The following is a 22,263-nucleotide window of genomic DNA, read 5'->3' on the forward strand; positions in this document are numbered from 1 at the left end:
TTTTCATTTTCTATTAAGCCCCTTTAGGGTGTTGGGGGTAATTATCGAGTAAAGCCCCCTTTTAGGGGGTTAGGGGGTAGAGAACTAAGGCTGATAAATGTAATTAGCCCTGCCCGACGGAGCTGCGTCGCCATTTATCCAGAAATCCATTACATTGCCTTGTTCCTGCATATTATCGCTCCATTTGAACTCAAAAGCCGGCTCGCCAGTGATACCGAGCATCGATTTCGGGACTTTAATCTCCATTTTGTTTTTACTGACAACAAAATCGACTTCACCTGCTTTTGTCCAGTTCCAGGCTGCGTCCGTTTTCTCTACAATTGCTTTTTTATCGGGATTAATGCGATTGATCACAACATCATATCCCTCCCAGCCCGTGTTTTTGTCTTTATCAATATTAATAAAAAGCCGCATCCAGCCGGGATCCTCTTTGGGAGAAAGCGGCTGCGCGGTTTCCACATAGAAATACACAAACTCCTGATCACGAGCTACCTTCGAAAGCACAATGTCATTCCGGCCGGTTGTATTTTTATAAACTAAACTTCCCCACCCCGGACTATCCCGGTGAATCGTATTGCCTTTGTGCGCAGTAAATGAAGGGGTTACTTTATCCCACTCGGTAAACTTCCCGTCTATCGCCACGGTAACATTTGCGGAAACCGGCTCACGAGCAGGTAAGCCTTTGAATTTCCTGATATTCGCTACCATTTGGTAATAGTAATTATCTCCGTGCCCGCCTTTCATCGGCTCAATATCGCGGCTGCCTTCCTGGTCGAATTCGTCTGGGAATGCGTTTGTTTGCTCCTGCCATACATCGTACCGGCCCGCGATCCATTCATTCCAGCCGGTAATGAATATCAGCTCGGGATTGATTTCCAGCGCCTTGTCAAACTGTTCCTGGAAATTAAAACCGTAATTCACCGCGTCGCGTGTCGTGATCTGCCCGTTTGTATGCGTATAACTTCTTCCGAAAGAGCCGGTTGCATTCAATGCGGTCAGGCCGCGTGCTTTGGTCCAGTTTTGCGCTACACCCACCGTCGCCTGCTCGAAGGTCCCGTCTGCATTTTTCTTATATCCGTGCTGCGGAAATATTTCAAGCCAGCCCCAGTGATCTGCTTTTTCAGGACCTTTATTATACACAGGCTGACCAGGACGGAATGTAAAAAACTCGCGCAATTCCTTTTCAAGCGCAGGTTCCGCGGTTTTTCCTTTAATAGTTTCTGTAAATTCAGGGGAAGCCATAATGAAAGGCTTTCCCTTCCACATAAACCAGAGGTCTTTGTATTTTTCGGGTTTGTAAAGATCTGTGTAAATTTCCCTGATGATCTCTTTTCCGCCGTCGGTTGTCCAAAAGGGCAGCATAAAGCATATTTGCGGCGTTTTGACTCCGTCTTTTCGCGCCTGCGTGAATACCTCGCAGAGCTTCATGTAGGATTCTTTCCAGGTCAGGTTTCCATTGGTACAATCAAAAATGATCATATCCACACCTGCGTCGGCGAGCATTTCTGCATGTTTGCGCAGCAGCCACGCGTCGGTATCCACATAATACCCAAAAAGCGGCTCCGCCCAAAACCACGGACTTTTTCGCTTCGGCCAGATCGGATCGTTGTAGTCGTGGATCGCTTTCGGGTTGCGCGAGAGGTATTCAGTTACATTCAATGCAGGGTTGTTCTTCGCCTGCTGCGTGTGCCAGGTCCAGTAAAACAGCCCCACAAACTTTTCCTTCTTAAAATCGCCCGCTTCCTTCTGGTCAGGCAGCCTCCGCCCGACGGCGTCAGTAGCGGTAACCAGCGGACTATAATTTTGTGCGAATGCAGATGATGCAAGAAGTAATAACAGGACTTGGAGTTTGATTTTCATAGGGTTAGGATAAGCTGGTTTTACCCCCAAACCCCCTGGGACGGGCTACCTGTGCTTACTTGCATAGGGAAAGCACACCTGGGCCGGGAGTGGGATTCAGATTAATTATTAAGAATACATCCGAGGCACTTTTAGAGAAATAGCCCCCTCTAAGGGGGTTGGGGATAGATTCCGTCGGCTGAAGCCGGCGGGTATTGATTGATTTCAAAAAAAGATCAATCACATCAGCATCAATTGCCGTCGGCTTCAGCCGACGGGACATTGATTAGATTGATAGAATGATCTATTAATTGATCAGATTATTGGCTGATGATAAAATTGAATCTCCCGCCGGGGGCCGCGTCGCCGTTTACATACCAGTCGAGCGGGTTGTCGTCTTCCTGCATGTTATCCGACCATTTGAATTCCATATTCAGCGGGGATTTCAGATTAGTTAAAAAGGATTTAGGAATAGTTACCATCATTTGATTACCGCTCGTCTGGTAAGTCACTTTCTTCACATCGTGCCAATTTCCGGCTTTGTACTGTTGCAAAGTATTCCCCGAAACAATGCGGTAATCGTAACCCTTCCAGCCAGTGGCTGCTTTTCGGTCAATATCGAGGTAGAGGCGCATCCAGTTGTCACCGGAGTTGGGCGTGATCTCAGCTACCGTTTTTACGTAGAAATAAAGGTTCTTTTCATCTGTCGCCACCTTCATTTCATCAAAATCATTTCTGCCTGTTTTATTCACATAAACCATCGCGGGCTCCGTTTGGGCGCCTGGATGATTGCGCGCCTGGGTATCGCCGGTGTAGTCTTTGTAAACCGTCTCTAAGCCTTTCCAGTCATCAAAATTCCTGACACTTTTTTCAGTACCTAACACAGGATTTGCCTCCACACCTTTGTATCTGCGCACATTCGCGACCAGCTGCATATAATAATGATCTTTCAGACCAGCGGTAAGCGAAGGTTCGATATCCCGGCTATATTCCGGACTGGCCTGATCGCAAAACCACGAATGTTCAGGATTGTTGTCGTGGCTCGGAAATTTGCCCGCAATCCACTCATTCCAGCCAGTCACATATACAAATGGCGTGTTTTGTTTGATCGCGAAATCCCATTGCTCCTGTACATTATAACCATAAGCAATATCCTTTTTCGGATCTCCGGGAGAACCGTTCCGGTAGCTTCTGCCCCAATTGTCTTTGTTGCCGTAGAATGCAGAGCCACCCATTCCGGCAGTCGGGTTGGGGTGCTGCGCGACTGATACGTTGATAATTTCCGCCTCGCCAGCATTGTTATAATGTACTTTTTGAGGTCTGGTAAATGATATCCACGGCCAGCCGTTCGATTTCTGTGCTTCGGTCGGCCACTGCGATTCGCGGAATGTGAAGAATGATTTGAAATTTTTACCCTCGGCTTCTTTGCTGATCCCGATGATCAGCGGCTTCCCGTCGAGCATGTACCAGCAGTCGGGGTGGCGGTAGGGAGCTCCTTCCTTGTAAAAGAGATCATACGCTTCCTGCATCGTTTCGCCGGAGAGGGTATTGGTATAAAAAACAATTTTCGGCGCCTTTCTTCCCTGAGCACGAACCGCGTCCATTGCTTTCATCAATGCATCGGCCTGCTTGGCATAAGTAAGTCGGTTTGTAGCATCCATCACCAGAAAATCGACTCCTGCGTCTGTCAAAAGCTGGACACTCCGCAAATGCACCCAGTAATCATCACCTTTGTAATATCCATAAATAGGCTGTCCCCAGTAATACATGCCGGTCCCGTTTTTCGGGTCGCCGCCCCAGTCGGGGTGATCGAAATCTTCCAGTACAGCCGGATTTTTTGAAACAATCTCATTCAAATCCCAATGCCGGGCCGGCGCTACATCGTGCCACAGAAAGTAAAACATACCTACCTGCCGGTTGCTTTTGGGATCGCCGACCGTGTTGTTCTGCGGGATCGTGCGGCCGAGATCATCGGTACCGGCCAGCGGCTGCGCCAGGACTTTCGCCCCGGCCAGCATCAATACTAAAATCGCTTTTTTCATTTTTATGGGTTTAGTGCAACCGGCATTGATATAGTCGATCAACGCCGGGTATTCATTGCTGGTTAATCCAGCCAGCCCGGGTTCTGCCAGTCGACGCCGGACAGACCGATTATTTTGTCAACTTCCTGCTGATCAATTGGGTACATCAGGTATTTATCAGAAAATGCATTGCGATTGGTGAATTTGAACCTGCGGTAAACAAGGTTGGTACCGCTTCTTGTGATCCGCATTCCGGTCACAAATCGGTCTGTTTCGGCCAGTATCTTCCAGCGGCGCACGTCGAAAAAGCGGTGTTCTTCAAATGCAAGTTCGACGCGGCGCTCGTTTCTGTATTTTTTGTCAAAAGCATCCTTCGTCAGTCCGGCCGGAAAACCAGGCATTCCTGCCCGTGTCCGCACCACATTCACTGCCTGGCGTGCCGACATACTTTGCGTACCGACATTCACCGCCGCTTCCGGCCCCACCGATTGGTTGGCCGCTTCCGCAAAGTTGAGGTACAGTTCAGCAAGCCTGAAAAGGCGTATCGCCCCGTCAGCATCATTGTTCTGCCCGGATCTGTAATTATTGAATTTCCGCAGATAATAGCCCGTGCGCGTATGCTTGCGGTTGATATCAGAGATTTCCTCTGCGCCGCCCACAAAAGTCTCTACCTTTTTACCAGCCGGCTGATCCAGGTTTCTGACAGCGCCGTTGTAGTAAATTGAGGCATAAAAACGCGGGTCGCGACCTGTGTAAGGGTCCGTTTCCTTGTAACCCGAAGCCGCATTGATGATCGGTGTTGTGCGGTTGGCATCGGAATATCCGGTTACGGGCGCTTGTCCGTTCGCCATTTCATAACTATCGACCAGGTCTTGCGTCGGGCATGGGCCTGTTCTTTCCATACCGGGGTTCGTTGGCATACCTGCGTAGCGCCAAACCTGCATGGCGTCACCTGCGTGGTAAATGGTCTCCTTGTCGGTCGCGCGCTGATCGTTTGAGCTCGTGAAGAAATACAGTGCGTAAGGATTTTGCGCAATGTTTGCAGCCGGTTTTTCGTCAAAAAGGCGGTATCCGTTCGCCAGACATTGCCCCAAAGCTTCTGCTGTAATGGTAGTAGCCGTTTGCCAGGTGTAAGTTCCGTCTGTCCAGAGCGGGCTCGCTGCGTAGGTCACAGCCTGCGATTTGATCGCATACGCAACCGCTCTCGTCATGATACCATATTGATTATCAAAAACATCCCAGGACAAACCCTCCCTCGTGGCCGGGTAAGACAATGCTTTATCACAATCAGCCAGGATAAATGTGACTACCTCTGCGAAAGTCGCCCTTTTATCCTGCGAAAAATCGTGATCGATGGCCAGCGGCTTGTCGAAAATAGGTACTCCGCCGTAGCGTTTGATCAGTTGCAGATAGTACAATGCGCGCAAAGTGTGCGCCTGGGCAGTCCAGGAATTCTTTTCGCCTTCGCTGGCGTAAACGGTCGCAGTTTTGATATTTTCAATAAAAACATTGCATTTCCTGATTCCCTCATAAAGCTTTCCCCAAGGACTTCCATCCGCAGAATTGCCTGGATAAGTGAGTGAAGTTACATTCCCGCCGTACCACACAATATATCTCGATCCCGGCGTGATATCGTCGGCATCCTGCGCTTCGTCGGTGAACGAAGCCCGGTCCATATAAGGTTTTGGAGTGAAACCGTAGCAGGAGTTGAGGTACCCTCTTGTCCGGTTATAGTCACTGAAAACCTGGTCCATTGTAATGCGGCCGTCGGTAGGCAGGTCCAGCTTTTCGTTGCACGAAACCAGCATGGTCACCACGGACATTGTTAGCAGAAGTATTTTATATTTTTTCATCTCAATAAATGGATTGACTTAGAAAATGACGCTGATACCTGCATTGAACACGCGGTAAACTGGGAAACCTGCAAAGCCGCCGCCTTCGGGCCCGAAATCCTTGGACCTCATTTTATCCCAGGTAATCAGGTTTTGGCCGCTCACCAGGATCCGGATTTTATCCGCCATAATGGCACGGGATAAAGTGGCAGGCAGATTATAGCCGATCTCCACATTTTTAAGGCGCAGGTAAGAGCGGTTGTTCACGTAGTAATCGCTGGATTCGTGATTCACACTTTTACCAAGAGATAAAGCGGGGGAAGTGATTTCCTGACCACTCGCATATCTTTCCGGGGTCCAGGCATTGCGGTGCAGAGAGCCGAATACACCATCAAAATCAGTTTCCCACAATCCGAAAGAGCTTCCCGTTTCGATGCTTGAATAATCACCTACACCCTGGAAGAGAAAGCTCAGGTCAAAGTTTTTATAGGTAAGTCCTGCCGAAAGTGAATAGATCGTGCTGGGCAGCATTCCCGTTCCGATCGGCGCTTTGTCCCTTTCATCGATTTTTGAATCTCCATTCAAATCCTGGTATTTCAAATCGCCTAGGCGGGGTGTTCCAAAACCATATTCTAAATTGCTCTGGTCAATTTCTGTTTGGGAGTTAAAAAAACCATTTCCGTTGCTGTAATCAACCAGGTAACCGAACTTTTGACCAAAAGAATAACCTTCCTGCCATTTCCGGTAGGCGTAATCCGCTGTTTTCAGCGCCTCGTTCTGGTTGATAATCTTGTTCTTAGCATAGCTTAATATCAGATTTCCGAAAACAGAAAAGTCGCGGCTCAATGCTTTGTGGTAGCCAAGATTGATATCTGCACCTTTATTTTCAAAACTACCCGAGTTCAGTTTAGGGTAATTCACAAGCTGCACACCCTGGTAAAGCGGAATGGTCGAAAGCGCGCTGACGATCATATTGTCCATCTTTTCCTGGAATACATCCACCGACAGGTTAAATGCATTCAAAAATCCGAGGTCGATGCCAAAGTTCTGCTTTTTAGAGACTTCCGCGGCAATGTTTGGGTTACCCACCTGGCCTTCGTTCACCACATATTGCAGCGAACCGATCGGGCCGCCACCTGCTACAGTTACATTATCCAGGTAAGCATACCTCGCAAGTCCGCTCTCATCGTTGGCGGTTTTACCATAGGATGCGCGCAGTTTCAGGTAGGTCAAAAATGTATTGTCTTTCAAAAAGGCTTCATTTGAAATCACCCACGCAGCCGAAATAGCGGGCGTAGTTGTGTAGCGCACACTTCTTGCATATTGTTCTGATCCTGAATATCCCAGGTCCAATTTCAGCAGGTACCTGTTATCAAAACCATAGTTGACCTCAAACCCTGAACTCACCCTATTGTAAGGTAACATGCGCGCAGAGTCGTTTTCAGCTCTTGTCAAATTCTGATAGAACATATATGCCATTGCGCCCACCCGGTGTCTTCCAAAGTCACGCTGGTAGTTCATCGCCACATTGTAGGTCAGGTGGTAGTAATATGAATGCCCTTTTGAATAGCCGAGCGGCGTATTATTTTGTGCGCCTTTTTTAATATAACCTCCTCCCAGAGAATCACTTGCCTGTACCCAGCGCTCGTAATCCTGCCGCGTTGCCAGGCTTCCAACCGAATTAGTCTGGTAAGCCAGTTTGCCTGTCAGGTTTAAACCTTTTGTAAGAAATCCCATATCCAGGTCGAGGCCGAACTGCGAGGTGATATTCGTAACCGTGTGGCGCACGTAGCCGGTACGATTGAGCATTCCATAAGTCGGCGACTCCACGCGCTCGGTTGTAATAACCTGGCCGCCTTCGCTGATCACTTCTCCGGAAGCATCCACCACCGGCTGCGTCACAGGTCCGTACATGGTCGACGGGATCTGGAATATGCTTGAATACACTTCCGAATTGCCCACACCGGGTGTACGCTCTCTTTTCACATTGCCGCTCAGGCGCACAAATGCTTTCAGATAGCGGTTCAGGTTCATATCAATATTGGAGCGGTAATTGACCCAGATATTGTTCGCATTCGAATTGTAATTGGTCTGGTCTGTTTTGAAATAACCACCCTGGTGCATAAAGTTGATGTTCGAGAAGAACTGCACTTTATCATTTCCTCCGGTCACATTGACGCTCGCGCGCTGCATGTTCGCCAAGTCTTTTACATAATGCTTATACCAGTTGTTATTCGGGTATTTCACAGGATCCTGACCTGAGCGATAACCTTCGATCTGCTGCGGAGTGAACAGGTAATTTGCGCCCAGCCCATCATTGAATGCGGCCTGGTTGCGCATTTCGGCATAATCTGCGGAGTTGTAGAAAGGCGGTTTCGTTGTCACCTGCTGCACAGATTGGTCGAAACGCGTTTTGATTTGCAACGGTCCTTTTCTGCCCCTTTTTGTATTGATTACCAATAATCCATTTGCTCCCTGGATCCCGTAAAGCGCCTGGGTCGATGCGTCCCTTAATATGGTAATATTCTCAATTTCGTTGGCTGTAATGTATTCGAGCGTCTGGTTGCTATTGTAAGCGCAAATAATACCGTCGATGATCACCAGCGGCCCGCCGTCCCTTCCGGCAGCTAAACCTCTGATATACAAATTGGTATTGGCTCTCGACAGCTCCGAAAACGTTTCCTGGGTAGTAAGTCCCGGCAACCGGCCTGCCAAAGTCTGCGTCAGGTTAGCAACCGGCGCTTTTTCCAGTTCTTCGCCTTTCACGGTCGCCACAGAGCCTGATATGTCATTTCTGTATTGTGCTGTGTAACCCAGCTGGATCACTTCATCCTTTTTATGCGCGTCCCATTTAAGCCTTACTTCGAATTCCTGCTTGTCGGCCACCGCCACTTTTTGGTTGGCATACCCGTAAAGTGAGAATACGATAGCCTCGCTGCCGTCGTCAATACTCATCGCAAACTCGCCTTTGCTATTGGTAGCGGTACCATTCCTACCGTTTTCGGACTGTATTGCTACGCCTCCCAGCGGTTTTCCAAATTCGTCAAGCACAAGCCCGTTGATCGTTTCTGTCAGGTCCTGCGCAATTGCCACCGTACAAAACAGCAGGAATGCAAGGGTTGACGCAATGCCGGATTTTATATATGTTATCATAAAAATGATCGTCTAAATCTTTAAAAACTATGAATACTACCAGCCTGCATTCTGCCAATCTGTGCCTGTAATCGATCTTAGCCTGTTCGCTTCGTTAAGCGGTATCGGCACCCACAGAAACTTATTGGTATAATTTTTCCGCTCCGTACCGCGCACATTCCTGCGCTTGTAAGTGAAAGTTCCGTTTGCATTACGGGTAATCTCCATGGCTGTGATCCAGCGGTCGGTTTTGGCCAGATCGTCGGTTGGTTTAGACCAGCGGCGCAAATCGAAATACCTGTTTTCCTCCATTGCCAGCTCCACGCGCCGCTCCGCCCTGATCCTTTTGATCAACGCTTCTTTGGCGAGGCCGGCGGGCAATGCGGGCATTCCTGCACGCGCACGGATTTCGTTCACAGCTTTGGCGGCTTCTGCAACCTGGCCGGCTTCCGCTGCTGCTTCGGCGAAGTTCAGGATCGTTTCTCCGAGCCTGAACAGCTTCCAGTTTGCACCGGCAATCGGGTTATCGCCGCCAGAATTCGGATGTAAAAATTTGCGTTCGTAATACCCGGTGCGCGTTGCCCGGCGGGTGGTTGGGTGAATACCCGTCTGCGGCTCGCCGGCATAAGTAGCGATGATCCGCGTGCGGTTTCCGATCGGCGCCGGATAGTTTTCTACGGACTCAGGCGCTTCTGCGAAATTCCACATTGCCTTTCTTTTTGAACCATTATAATAAATGGAAGCATAAAAGCGCGGGTCACGATTGACGTACGGATTGGCCGGATCATACAATTTGTTGGCCTTATTATAGTTCGGCTGCAAATGCTGATCGTCAAGATAGGGTTTATCCAGATCCAAAATCGGCTCTCCGTCTATTGTTTCATAAGCATCCACCAATTCCTGGGTGGGGCAAGTGCCTGACTTGTATCCGTCCTGCGAACCGATCCCGTCGATATTCCAGATATTACCCTGCCCGTCCCGGCTTTGGTATATCGTTTCACGGTCGACCGGCGCAGCCGAGTAGTTCATGGTTTGGGTGAAATATTCGTTGTAAATAGCTGTTTTTTCGTTTTTGTTCGGGCCGAGAAACGCTACGTCCGACAGGTAGGTTTGTGGCAGGTTTACGCGGTTGTACAGTTCGTATCCGTTGGTTCTCAGGTTTTCGAGCGACTTTTTATTGATCTCGTATGCTTCCTGCCAGATATTTTGTCCGCCATTGTTCAGCGGACTTGCGGCGAAAAGGATCATTTTAGATTTAATAGCCTCGGCCAATCCTTTATGTACCCGGCCGCCTTCGCTGCCTGTGGTCACGCGCCAGGGAAGTTCAGCAGTAGCCAATGCTACGTCGCAATCTTCAATGATGAATTTGACCACTTCATAATAGCTCGCTTTCGTCACCGTAGAGAAATCCTGCTGAAAGTCGTAAGGTTCTCTTTCGATAGGCAATGCAGGTCCAAACCATTTCAAAAGTTCGGAATAATAATAGGCCCGCAGCAAATGCGCCTCTGCTTTCCAGCGTGCGCGGTCGGAAGGAACACGCACGGTCGCTTCGTCAATGCGGCTGATGAACTCGGTACAGTTACGGATCGAAGTCCAGTAGCGTCCCCAGTATTCTCCGTTTCCAGCTTCGGTACTGATATTGGTGATCGGATGATTTCCCGCGGAAGCATCTCCATTGTACATTCTGCCCGACATAATCCAGGATTCAGCCTCGGCATCGGTATCCCACGATTCGTCACTCCAGTTCACAGGTCCACGGCTCCAGAAGAAGTAGCGGGTGCCTTTGGCGGGGATATTGACGTAACAGGTATTCAGAAAAGCGCCTACCTTGTCGTTATCCGCGAAGATTTCGTCCATGGTCAGCTTCCCGTCCGGCGCCATATCGAGGACACCTTTACAGGAAGTAAATGCGAGTGTAAGAAGTAAAAAGCGAAATATCTTTTTCATATTTTTTCTCCAATTAGAAGGTTACGTTCAGACCAAGGTTAGCCATTTTTGTTACCGGATACCCCAGCGAATCGTCGTTTTCAGGATCCAGGTGGTTCATTCTCAGCTTATCCCAGGTGAAATAGTTCTGCGCGCTTACATACACCCTAAACTTGCTGATCCCGATCGCTTTCAACGAACCCGACGGCAGCGTGTAACCCAGTGTGAGATTTTTCAGACGGGTAAATGACCTGTTCATAATGAAGAAGTCGTTCGCCACGTGGTTAGTGGTACTGTGCGTGCTCAGCGCAGGGTAAGTGATCTCTTCTCCTGCTGCGTAGCGTTCCGGTGTCCACGCCGATTTGTGATAATCGAAATAAGTACCCCGGATAATGTATTCATAAACACCCTGTTGCGAATAGTTGCTGGTATATTTCCCTACACCCTGAAAGAATGTGGTGAAATCAAATCCTTTGTAATTCAAGGTCAGCGACAGTCCGTAAGTGACCCTTGGAATACTGGAATAGCCAATAGGCGACTGATCTTTATCGTCGATGGTGCCGTCGCCGTTCAGGTCCACATATTTGAAGTCGCCGACCCGCGGCTCTCCAAATCCGTATTTGGTGTTTGCGAGGTAGCTGTCCAGTTCTTCTTTTGAATTAAAAAACCCGTTTCCATTGGCGTAATCGATCTTATATCCCCACGACTGGTTCAATGAATATCCTGCCGAGCGGTACCTGTGCGCGTAGCTTTCATCCCGGATCGATTCGTCCATGAACTTCACAGTATTGTGGTTATATCCATAATTACCTGATACCATGATATTGAAATCCTTGGAAAAAGCTTTGTTGTAGGTCAGCTCGATCTCGTAGCCTTTATTATCTACCAAACCCATATTTACTTTCGGGATATTCCCCAGCGGGACACCCTGAAATTCAGGAACAGTACCTCTGGTGATCAGGATATTGCTTCTCTTTTCTTTGAAATAATCGACTGTAAGGCTCAGGTCACCCAGCAACTGGAAATCCATACCGTAGTTCTGTTTCTCAGCCACTTCCCAGGTAATGCCCGGATTTCCCAGTAATCCCAGATTGATCTGCTGCCCCAATCCGAGGCTGCTCATCGGGCCACCGCCACCAACTACGATATTGCTCTGGTACAAAAACCGCGGGCTCACCTCACGTGATGCGCCCAGAATGTCGTTACCTACCTTACCATAAGAAGCCCTGAATTTAAGGTTGGTGATATACCGGTTATTTTTCAGGAAATTCTCATTACTCAAAACCCAGCCAACAGAAGCCGCCGGGAAGAAACCGAAACGCTTGCCGGGTGCAAATTGCTCCGATCCATTGTATCCCATATTGAATTCAGCCAGATACCTGTCGTCGTAACCATAAGTAGCCCTTGCCGCAACACCTAATACATTATACGGAATTTCGCCGCCGGCGGTCTCCCAGGTATCGCGCTGCGCCAGGACCATTCCGCCGATATCATGCTTTTCTCCAAACAGCCGCTGGTAGTTGATCGAGCCCTGCATGTTGATATTATAGCGCGAATCGGCACCTTTGCGAAGTGATAAAAGGCGTTCATCATTTCTTTTGATCGCGTAGGTCAGCTCATTTGTTGTGGGGTTAACTTCTGCAAGAAACAGCCTTTCCGATTTATCGCCCTGCATCGCAGTCGTCGCTTTTGAATCGTAGGAAACCATCCCTTTGATGCTCAAACCTTTGGTAACCGTATTGCCCAGATCCCATTCCATTCCGAAAGAAGCATTGAGGTTCGAGCGAATTTCATTACGGTAACCCATTCTGTTCATAATTTCATAAGCAGAACGATCCATATACCCGGGATCGACGATCTGCCCCGGTGCCACGCCAAAACCGTCTATCGTAGTCGGGCCGGGCGTAATAGGTAAAATTGTTTGTGCCTGATAAAGCAGATCGCGCATCATCCAGTTGGTATCGTCGCCGTAAAGCCACGCGGCCGGCATATTCACCTGCTCAATGTAGGTACCGATATTCAGAAAGGCTTTAAGTGAGTTGGTCACCTTATAGTCTAGGTTGGCGCGAAAGTTGTACCGGTCCATTTTAGAGGAAGGATCGTAACCCAGCACCGATTTTGGCTCTGTATTCAGGTTACCGCCCTGGTGCAGGTAAGCGCCGTTCACGAAATAAGAAACCTTGTCGGTTCCTCCTGTTACGTTCATATTTACCCTCGTTTGCGGCGCATACCGCGAAATGTACTCCCGATAATAGTCGTGATCGGGGTACATGTAGTTTCTTACCATTGCCTTTTGAGCGTATTCAGGGTCGCTTGGATCGAGGCCCGCCAGTGGGTTGGCATATTTATCCATTTGTTCCTGTGAAAAAGGCAAGGTTGTAATGCCGTCATTTTTAGAAGCCTCATTGCGCAGGTTCATATATTCCAGCGAATGCAGGCGCTCCGGCTCGCGGGTAAATGAAGAATAGCTTTGCTCTGTATTGATCGTCAACTCCGTTTTTCCTGCGCTACCACGTTTGGTGGTGATCAGAATAACCCCGTTTGCACCGCGAACACCAAAAACCGCTGTCGCGGAGGCGTCTTTCAGAATGGATACCGAAGCTACTTCATTAGCGTCCAGTGTTCTGATGTTGTCCCTGGGCACGCCGTCGATCAGGATCAGCGGGCTTTTACCATTTGTAGTAGCCGCGCCGCGCAGGTACATTGTCGCATCATCGCGTCCCGGCTGGCCCCCACCCGATTGAATGGAGGTCAGGCCCGGTAAGCGCCCCGACAAGGAATTCGCTAAACTTGCTGATGAACTTTGCTGCAATATCTCTGAGCTCACGGTCGAAACCGCGCCCGTAACTGACACTTTCTTTTGTTCTCCAAAACCTACGATCACGACTTCTTCCAGCGCCTTCTCATCTACTTTCAGGCTCACATTCAGCGTAGTAGCCGACCCGAGTGGAATTTCCTGGCTGATATACCCTACAAAACTGAATATCAATACCGTATTAACCTCCGGAACCAGAATCTGGTATTCTCCATCGATATTGGTGGAGGTACCTTGTGTTGTACCCTTCACTACTACGCTTACCCCCGGAATTCCCGCGCCTTTCTCGTCGGTTACCTTACCGGTAACGTCACGGTCCATAATTGCGCTGCTTTCCGTAGCTTTCGCAGGTTGCAGTTCAGAGGTTTTTTTGTCTGAAATCCTCTTTAACAGAATCGTCTTCTTGGAAACCTTGTACTCAATTCCCAGCGGAACCAGCAGCGATTCAAGTACTGCATCCAACCGCTGGTTTGCACCTTCAAAGGTAACTTTACGCTCTGCGCCTATTACCTCCGCACTATATACGAAGCGGATCTTGGTCTGCGTCTCAATTTTTTCAAGCACTCTTTCGATATCCATATCATTAACTGTTATGGATATACGTTGATTTAAAATCTCCTGCGCACGGAGGTCGTCGGCAGATGTGATCTGCATAAACAGCAGCAGCAGGATGCACTGGCCGACGGTAAATCTCATAACCGGCGATATGATCTCATTTAAAAGTCGAAGTCTTCTCATAGGTGATTGGGTTTAAAGATTTTAGTCGCATCCCTGGGATATGACGGTAATTGCTCCGTCTCTGAGTACATATTTTGCATTGACAACCGAACAGATCATATCCATTTTCTCAGCCACCGGCTCGTCGCCCAGCTTGGCGGTGAGGGTACAATTGGAAATCGCGTTTATGTCAAATCGGATCACTACGCCGTAGGTTTGTTCAAGCAATATAAATACATCGGAAAGTGGCGTGCGCTTGAACTCGAAATCCTGCTTTTCGACAGGCAGGTCGAGCAATACAGGTTTGGACAATACGCGGGCCGTCATACTTTTGTTTTTCTGATTGAATGTGACCTGCTCGTTTCGTTTCAGCAAAAGCTTTTTCGGCTCCCGCCCTGTTTTAATATCTTTTGTTTCAATTGCCGAGACTTCCACGATCCCGCTTTTTACAACCAGCTTCACCTCATCGTCCCCTTCATTGGCGCGGATACTGAAACTGGTTCCTTTCACTTTTGTTACCATAGATCCCGCATACACGAAAAATGGCCGGGATGGATTTTTGACAACTTCAAAAAAAGCTTCTCCTGCCATGGTAACTTCCCTTTTGTTATTTTCAAATCGATCAGGATAGGTAATTCGCGCATTGGGTTTGAGCACTACCGAACTGCCGTCGGGCAAATTCACTAACTGGATCCCGTCCGTTTGATTGGTGATCCGCATGTGTTTCACCTTTCTCGGCTTCACCTTTTCGGCAAGACTGAACCTGATATCTTCGAATGCACCACGTTTTTTATACAAACCAAACCCAATACCCAGGGCGAGGATCAGCATAGCGGCGATCCTGAGCCAGTTGCCTTTCCACCATTGAAAATGCGGCAGATCGGCCCCGGGAAGCGATTCCATGATTTCACTAACCCTGGTCCCGACTTCCGTTTCAGTGAGTATATCCAGTTCGCCCCGCACCGACAGGAGTATTTCCCTCGCCTGGTCCATCACCGGAATCTGGTGCGGGTTGTTTTCTATTATATTTTTAAAGAACAAATCGGACTCGCCCTGGTAAACCCAACGCCGGAATTTCAGATCTTCCAGCCAGTCTTTGACCTCAAAGTCCTTATAGTTATTCATGGATTAATGAAATTATTTGCTATACTACGATGAGTATCGGGTCAGCAAATAGTACCCATGTGAGCTCGTATTTATTTTAAATATTTTCAGAAGCAGGAAAAACCGGAAAGAAATGTCAGGAAAACGGCCGCGTGGTGCCATTGCTCTCTTAATTTTTGAATACCATATTGCAGGTAATTGGCCACAGCCTGACGTTGCAGGCCCATTACCACGGCTATCTCATCATAGGAAAGATTTTCGTAGTATTTGAGGTACAGCGCTTCTTTCTGCCTTTTTGGAAGAGAATCTATTGCCTGGCGCAACCGGCTGCTGGTGAGCTGGTCCGTCTCATTAATGATCCAGTCAGATTCTGGCGAAATGTCGTCGAAAGGTTCATTCCCGCTGATTTCAGAAAACACCGATTGCCTCCGGTTTCTTCTTACCAGATTATTCCGCAGTGACTGAAAAAGGTAAGGCCGGATTGCCGCGACGTCAGACAGAGACTCGCGCTTTTCCCAGATCGCCAGAAAAAGATCCTGCAAACAATCCTTGATCAAATCACGATCTGCCGTGAAACGCGTGCCGTAATGATACAATGAAGCATAATTAAGCTCGGTAATCTCGGCAAACGCACTTTTGTCTCCGGTACAGAATTGTCGCCAGCGCGTGACCAGATAGGCTTCGGGTAAAATTTCTGAATGCTTCACAGGAATCAGGGACAAAATTCATTGATAAACCTTCCACTTCAATACATCCAACTAAATCTTGTAATCGGTATGTAAATATCAATGATGACTTTGCCTCAACTATCCTGCGCTATCATGCTTTTATTTAAAAATTTCTCCGATTTGGTCAATACTTACTCCAAGCACTTTCATGGAGATTGCATTCAGCGCTGTTTTGTCCCCTTCAAAATGGTAAGTACGCTGGCGGTGCGTCACTTTTTCACCTTCCTTCAAGGCTCTTGCCGGTGAACTCGATTCAAGCTCGTAAAATGGTCCCATTTGTGTCCCGTCTTCCAGCTTACCATCGTTGTATGCATTCAGCGCATCACCGTCAAAAGGGTCTTTATGGATCTCCCAGGTCGATTTCAGATACTTACCTTCGCGGTCCAGGTTGAATTGTATGATCGTCAGAATGCCATTTGCTGCGTCGTAACTCCCCGCAATATTCCTGGCCGATCTGGGTGCAATACCTATTTTGCTTCTGAATTTCCCGTCGGCTTTCAGGAAAGCGACCGAATCTTTGACTACAAATCTGTCAGCAGGAATTGCTCCGAAATAGTTATCGGTAATCGCAAGTTTTTCAGGATCTTTTGGTAAAAAAGGTGTGATAATTACCGTTTGGTCCGAAGGTTTGAACATACCGAGCAGCCAGATTCCCAGCATTCCAGTCTCCGGTTTCCATTCAGAATCCTTGTTTACGATCGAGTTGACAGATTCATAACCCACACTTTTGCATTGTCCGAGCGTTTTCAGATCGAGGTTTTCAAGCATATCACGCTGGCTGAGCATCGTGACTTTTCTATTAATCTCAACCACAAATACCTGCCCTGAATAATTTTCGATAAATGCATTCACCTGAAATGTGACGGACGAACTGTCCGATCCGGTGACAGGATAAGCGACTGTGTCGATCAGCGGCGGAGTCTGCCAGTTTTGAAAATCAAACTTCGCGCCTCTCTTGAAATACACCGAAAACTGCCCGCCTTCCGGCGAAAGCCAGAAACGTTCCTCGCCACCAAATGCATTGATATGTGGCTGGTAAACGCCACTTTCGATGAGTTTATAGTTGATCCAGCCGTAACTGTTCCCATCGCTTCCGTTAGCAGTACTCGTCATCACCCGACCCTGGTAAGCCGGGATAATGATCGCTTTTGAATGGGGATTGTCAGGCGCGGTAAGTACGACAATCTCTTTGTATTTTTTTAAAAACTCCTGATCGTAACCAAAAGTCCCTGCTGCTGGTGTTTCCATTTTTTCGTTTTCGCTGCTATTGTTTTTATTCTGGCAGGATACCGTTACCGCCACCGCCACCAGAATTACTGCGAAAAGCTTTTTCATGGCTATTCTCTCAGATAATTGCCATAACCTACAACCAGCACGGCAAGTATGATCACCAAAATACCCGCTATGACGGTTGTGATCGTCTTTTTGCTCACTCCTTTCCACTCCTTCAAAGCAAGTCCCCACGAGTTGGCGACCAGGATAATGAATGCCATGTGCAGGATCCAGGAACTCGGTCCGTTACCGAGCTTGCTTTCCCCCATTCCGTAGAAGAAGAACTGCATAAACCACGTAGCACCGGCCAGGGCAGAGAATATGTAATTGGAAACCAGCGGAGTAGCGGAATTGGTGTAGTCGCCGAAAGTCCGGTTGCGCGCATTCAGGATCATACACCAGATAAAATTGGTAGTAAGCCCGCCCCAGAGGATCACGACGTAGGTCACGTTGTTTTGGAACAAAAACTCGCCTTCACCCGGATTAGCCGCTTTCCAGATCGCATTGGCCTCTTCTGCCATGATCTTTCCTGCGTCGATACCGAATGCAAAACACGCGCTCAATACACCGGAAATGATAGAAACTGTTAATCCAAGACCGATTTTGAATTCATTTTTCGCGTCGGGCACAAACCCGCTTCTTACAAGGTCTTTATCTTTCATGGAACCGGCTTTGCCACAAAGGATAATTCCGATGATGCATATCAGCAAACCCAGCAACACCATTTGTCCCCAGGTGTTTGAGAAAAGATCAGAAATGGTGTCTTTCCCGGGTGTTGGTTGAAATTGATAGTAAATGGAAGGTATCAGTGCTCCGAAAACGGCGGTAAGTCCGAGAATGATCGAGCTGCCCAGCGACACGCCAAGGTATCGTACGCCCAGCCCGTAAGTAAGTCCGCCGATTCCCCAGAGCAACCCAAAAATGTAAGTGTACATCAACGTACTGCTATCGGTATGTGCGATGATTTCGGAGAAGCCGGGGATGGTCAGGTAAGCCGCGACCGGCGGGACGATCATCCAAGAAAAAAGGCCGCCGACAATCCAATAGGATTCCCAGGCCCAGCCTTTGACTTGTTTGTATGGAATATAAAAACTGCCGGAAGCGAAGCCTCCGATAAAGTGAAAGATAACACCAAGAAGAGCCTGCATGAATTTAGGATTTTATCATGTAAGAGCTGTCCAGCGGGTATCTACTCAACGATTACCTTTTTTACAACGCGTTTGTCACCGCTTTTCAATTCCACCAAATAGAGCCCAGCAGGCCAGTTTTGGGTAGAAATTTCTCGTTCTGCATTTGCCCGTACAGGTACGTCCCGCAGGATTTGGCGGCCGCCGGAAGTGAGGATATTGAGGGTTCCGGTTTGGTTTGAAGAGATTTTAAGATACGCTGTGGCGGGATTGGGAAATACGGATATTTCCGGTAAAAATCCGGGCTCGACCGATGTAATTTCAACCGGTAACACATTGGTAAGCAACCTGATACCGCCAGCGTTGTTCCCTATCGCGAGATCTGGCTTTTTGTCTCCGTTCAAATCGGCTACGGAAAGCGAAAGGTAGGAGCCGAAATTTGGTGCGCCGGGCTTATTGTTAATGCTGATGAGCTGGTTTTCGCGTTCGGCCCATTTGCCCCACTCGGCGCCGTGAAAAATGCGGAGGTTACCGGTGTGATCAACTGTCGCGAGATCCATGAATCCATCGAGATCGAAATCTGCTGCGGCTACCTGCGGCGAGCGGCCTGCAAAATTGATCCCTACTCCGGCAAATGCGTCGGTTTCCAGTCTGAATGCGAACTGTTTGCTATTGCCTGTATTGGTGAAATAGAATAAATTCCCCTGCCCTTTTCCTGCCAGTAAATCCAGGTCTCCGTCCCCATCCGCATCGAAAAAGTAAGGCGAGTCGCTGCTCGACAGTTCGGCGGGCAATGCGATTGTGACTGCCTCGGCGAGGTTAAGCTGAACCGGCGCGCCAGCCGCGGCTTTGTTCGCAATGTACCGGTATTCTATCCGAAGGTTACTGAGCGAAACGCCCGAAAAACCGAGATCAGCCACCCCGTCGCCATTGAAATCGGCCCACTGCGGCTTGATATTGAACAATCCGAGTGTGGCTGGCAGGTTAAGATAATTTTCGGACTCGACCACAAATGCCGGCGCGGCCGCTGTCCCTTCATTTTTCAACAACCAGAAACCTCCCCGAAAACCGTTGGTGCCAGGCACGCCGCCGGTTCCTATCAGCATATCCTGGTCCCCGTCGCCGTCCATATCAAAAAACGCCGGCGCCGCATTCTCGCCTACATCGAGCATTTGGTCTTGCAGGATATTCTTTTGTTTGAGTTGAAAATCCGGTTTTGAAGCGGTACCTGCATTGTGGTACAGCCAGCCCGACGATTTGAAATCGGTAAGATTAAGGTCGTTTGAAGGCAAATTCGGAGCTATCAGCAAATCGGGCGTTCCGTCGAAATCCATATCCTCGTAAAATGCCGCAGGAAAAATGTGCATTAATACCGGATCTTTGGTGGGATACGCATTTGAATAGGCTGTAAAGTTGCCGATCAATCCACTGGCCGAGTTAGTTAAAAAGGAAATGTGCTCGTTACTGACGTGACCTACCAGCAAATCTTTTTTACCATCCCCATTCAAATCCTGCAACAGGATAGAGTTACCTGCGTGCATGATCCGCCCCGCCTCGATCTCCACCACGCCGCAGTCCAGACCAAAATCAAAACCTTCCGTTGCTCCTTTGCTGAAATTGCCCCAACAATCGCCATTCCGCTGGAAAACGGGATTTTTGGAGTTACCCAAACTATCGGGCACACCGAATTTCTCCATGCTCAGGTTTTGGTGCAATTCAATATAAGTACCTGAGAAATCAAAGGTCAGCAGGTCGAGATCTCCGTCGTCGTCAATATCCGTAATGCCGGGAATATCTGTTCCTGAGACCTGTAAATTGATATTTCCAGAAAAACCTTTGGTAAAAAGCACTTCCTGCATCAGCTTCCACGACCATGCATTACCCGATTTTATTTGCTGATAAACGCTGATTCCCAGCGAAGTACTTGCAAAAAGATCCTTGTTTCCGTCGCCATTGTAATCGGCTAAAATCATCCAGTTATCAGCTTTCGGGAAAAGTGTTTCGTAATAGGGTGCGTGAATGAATGCTTTTTGTGCAGGATTAGCGGGATGAGTGCCCGCTATGAACGTGGTGACTTTGCTATTGGTGCGATCAAATATGACCAGATCTTCTTCTGAATCGTCATTCAAATGCAATTTCAGGAACTGCGGGGCATTGATCCCGCCAGCCCACGGATTTGCAAGTTTCGCTCCCTTTGAAGTAACCGAGGTGACCGTATCCATTTTAAACCAGACCTGTTGCGAAAATGCGGCAGGCGGCAGGCAAAAAGTGAAGATCAGAAGTATGAGGGAGGTATATTTGGTTCGCATCGTTGACGAATATTCTATTAGTTTTGCAGCTTTCCGCGGCCGCCCCGCTGAGCTCATGTTTCAGGCTTCTCAAACCTAACGAAATAAGGCCTCATAACTTTATAACGACCATATTTTTCCATGTTTACTACCACCGAAACGCTTTATCAACATTTCAAGAAAAGTTCGCGTGTTTCAACTGACACCCGGCAGGTCAGCGAAGGTTGTATATTCTTTGCTTTAAAGGGAGATAAATTTGACGGTAACCAATATGCTGCCGAAGCTTTGAAAAAAGGGGCAGCTTACGCGGTGGTCAGCGACGAAACGGTGGTAACGGACCCGCGTTTTCTGCTCGTCGAAGATACGTTGCTGGCTTTGCAGGATCTGGCCAGATTTCATCGGAAGACATTTGCATTTCCCGTGATCGCATTAACCGGTTCAAACGGGAAAACGACCTCCAAAGAACTGATTGCCAAGGTATTGTCAATGAAATACAATACCTACGCCACGTCCGGAAACCTCAATAACCACATCGGCGTTCCGCTCACACTGCTGGCTGTCGACACTGCTAAAAACGAAATGGCGGTTATAGAAATGGGCGCAAACCACCAGCAGGAAATTGCGCTACTGTGTTCGATCGCACTTCCCACGCACGGATTGATCACGAATATCGGTAAGGCGCATTTGGAAGGTTTCGGCGGACAGGAAGGCGTGAAAAAAGGAAAAGGTGAGCTTTTTGATTTTCTGTCAAAGAAAAAAGGGATCGTATTTGTAAACTCTCAAAATGACGTGATCATGGAGATGGTCAGCAAGCGGCGCGCTTTCGGGGAAATTGTTTTTTATGGTTCTGAAAGCAGCGCTGTAAATCCGACCCTATTGTCTGATAATCCGGTTGTTACGTTTCAATATGCAGGCAAGACAGTGTCGACGCATTTACCAGGCAGCTATAATTTTGACAATATAAATGCCGCGCTGGCTGTCGGGAAGCACTTTGGAGTGGAAGATGCGGATGCATTGGAAGCTGTGGCCACTTACCAGCCGGACAATAACCGCTCGCAAATCGTGAAAAAAGGCTCAAATACGGTGATCATGGACGCTTACAATGCAAATCCATCGTCAATGTCGGCTGCGATCGCCAACTTTGCCAGGCTGGACGCACCGCGTAAAATGCTGATCCTAGGCGATATGTTTGAACTGGGCGACGCCGCTGCTGACGAGCACCTTGCATTGGGTAAACAGATTGCAGGTGAGAGCTTCGATATCGTGATCCTGGCGGGCGCATTAATGCAGCACGCATTGCCCGCTTTACCAAAAGCCTACTACTTCCCCGACAAGTTTTCACTGCATAACTGGGTGATGGACAACCCGCAGGAAAATACAAATATTCTGATTAAAGGATCAAGGGGAATGTCACTGGAAACCGTGCTGAACCTGCTGCCCGGCTAACCGAGATATTGAAACT

Annotated in this window: 12 protein-coding genes; 1 reads left to right on the forward strand and 11 read right to left on the reverse strand. The window is 48.3% G+C overall.

Annotated elements, in window-relative coordinates:
- Window positions 1-84 precede the first annotated feature (84 nt).
- The 11 genes from KOD92_RS13230 to KOD92_RS13280 form a co-directional block, all read right to left on the reverse strand.
- Entirely contained in the window at window positions 85-1,860 is a 1,776-nt protein-coding gene (locus tag KOD92_RS13230) for a glycoside hydrolase family 71/99 protein (RefSeq protein ID WP_215234043.1), read from the reverse strand.
- A 299-nt stretch (window positions 1,861-2,159) separates the two neighbouring features.
- Window positions 2,160-3,881, reverse strand: coding sequence for a hypothetical protein (locus KOD92_RS13235; protein WP_215234044.1), 1,722 nt, complete (start codon window positions 3,879-3,881; stop codon window positions 2,160-2,162).
- Window positions 3,882-3,943: 62 nt separating this feature from the next.
- A complete protein-coding gene (locus tag KOD92_RS13240) occupies window positions 3,944-5,713 on the reverse strand; it encodes a RagB/SusD family nutrient uptake outer membrane protein (RefSeq protein WP_215234045.1) in 1,770 nt (589 codons plus the stop codon).
- Window positions 5,714-5,731: 18 nt separating this feature from the next.
- Window positions 5,732-8,845: a SusC/RagA family TonB-linked outer membrane protein gene (locus KOD92_RS13245; protein ID WP_215234046.1), complete on the reverse strand. Its 3,114-nt coding sequence runs from the start codon at window positions 8,843-8,845 to the stop codon at window positions 5,732-5,734.
- Window positions 8,846-8,881: 36 nt separating this feature from the next.
- A complete protein-coding gene (locus tag KOD92_RS13250; RefSeq protein ID WP_215234047.1) occupies window positions 8,882-10,771 on the reverse strand; it encodes a RagB/SusD family nutrient uptake outer membrane protein in 1,890 nt (629 codons plus the stop codon).
- A 13-nt stretch (window positions 10,772-10,784) separates the two neighbouring features.
- Window positions 10,785-14,303, reverse strand: coding sequence for a TonB-dependent receptor (locus KOD92_RS13255; RefSeq protein WP_215234048.1), 3,519 nt, complete (start codon window positions 14,301-14,303; stop codon window positions 10,785-10,787).
- A 21-nt stretch (window positions 14,304-14,324) separates the two neighbouring features.
- On the reverse strand, window positions 14,325-15,407 hold the full coding sequence (locus KOD92_RS13260; RefSeq protein ID WP_215234049.1) for a FecR family protein: 1,083 nt from the start codon (window positions 15,405-15,407) through the stop codon (window positions 14,325-14,327).
- A gap of 86 nt (window positions 15,408-15,493) precedes the next feature.
- Entirely contained in the window at window positions 15,494-16,093 is a 600-nt protein-coding gene (locus tag KOD92_RS13265) for an RNA polymerase sigma factor (RefSeq protein WP_215234050.1), read from the reverse strand.
- Window positions 16,094-16,213: 120 nt separating this feature from the next.
- Entirely contained in the window at window positions 16,214-17,449 is a 1,236-nt protein-coding gene (locus KOD92_RS13270) for a DUF6786 family protein (RefSeq protein ID WP_215234051.1), read from the reverse strand.
- 2 nt (window positions 17,450-17,451) lie between these two features.
- Window positions 17,452-18,534, reverse strand: a complete 1,083-nt coding sequence (rhaT, locus tag KOD92_RS13275; protein WP_215234052.1) for an L-rhamnose/proton symporter RhaT — start codon at window positions 18,532-18,534, stop codon at window positions 17,452-17,454.
- Between the two features lie 41 nt (window positions 18,535-18,575).
- Complete coding sequence (locus tag KOD92_RS13280) at window positions 18,576-20,822, reverse strand: FG-GAP-like repeat-containing protein (RefSeq protein ID WP_215234053.1); 2,247 nt, start codon at window positions 20,820-20,822, stop codon at window positions 18,576-18,578.
- A gap of 120 nt (window positions 20,823-20,942) precedes the next feature.
- On the opposite strand from KOD92_RS13280, the gene KOD92_RS13285 reads away from it, so the two are divergent.
- Window positions 20,943-22,247, forward strand: a complete 1,305-nt coding sequence (locus tag KOD92_RS13285) for a UDP-N-acetylmuramoyl-tripeptide--D-alanyl-D-alanine ligase (protein WP_215234054.1) — start codon at window positions 20,943-20,945, stop codon at window positions 22,245-22,247.
- Window positions 22,248-22,263 lie beyond the last annotated feature (16 nt).

The sequence above is a fragment of the Dyadobacter linearis genome (genome assembly GCF_907165045.1).
Classification (GTDB): Bacteria; Bacteroidota; Bacteroidia; order Cytophagales; family Spirosomataceae; genus Dyadobacter; species Dyadobacter linearis.

Bases quoted from the DNA above. Each gene is read 5' to 3' on its own strand.
- KOD92_RS13230 (WP_215234043.1), bottom strand. From the start codon at position 1,860: ATGAAAATCAAACTCCAAGTCCTGTTATTACTTCTTGCATCATCTGCA.
- KOD92_RS13235 (WP_215234044.1), bottom strand. From the start codon at position 3,881: ATGAAAAAAGCGATTTTAGTATTGATGCTGGCCGGGGCGAAAGTCCTG.
- KOD92_RS13240 (WP_215234045.1), bottom strand. From the start codon at position 5,713: ATGAAAAAATATAAAATACTTCTGCTAACAATGTCCGTGGTGACCATG.
- KOD92_RS13245 (WP_215234046.1), bottom strand. From the start codon at position 8,845: ATGATAACATATATAAAATCCGGCATTGCGTCAACCCTTGCATTCCTG.
- KOD92_RS13250 (WP_215234047.1), bottom strand. From the start codon at position 10,771: ATGAAAAAGATATTTCGCTTTTTACTTCTTACACTCGCATTTACTTCC.
- KOD92_RS13255 (WP_215234048.1), bottom strand. From the start codon at position 14,303: ATGAGAAGACTTCGACTTTTAAATGAGATCATATCGCCGGTTATGAGA.
- KOD92_RS13260 (WP_215234049.1), bottom strand. From the start codon at position 15,407: ATGAATAACTATAAGGACTTTGAGGTCAAAGACTGGCTGGAAGATCTG.
- KOD92_RS13270 (WP_215234051.1), bottom strand. From the start codon at position 17,449: ATGAAAAAGCTTTTCGCAGTAATTCTGGTGGCGGTGGCGGTAACGGTA.
- rhaT (WP_215234052.1), bottom strand. From the start codon at position 18,534: ATGCAGGCTCTTCTTGGTGTTATCTTTCACTTTATCGGAGGCTTCGCT.
- KOD92_RS13280 (WP_215234053.1), bottom strand. From the start codon at position 20,822: ATGCGAACCAAATATACCTCCCTCATACTTCTGATCTTCACTTTTTGC.
- KOD92_RS13285 (WP_215234054.1), top strand. From the start codon at position 20,943: ATGTTTACTACCACCGAAACGCTTTATCAACATTTCAAGAAAAGTTCG.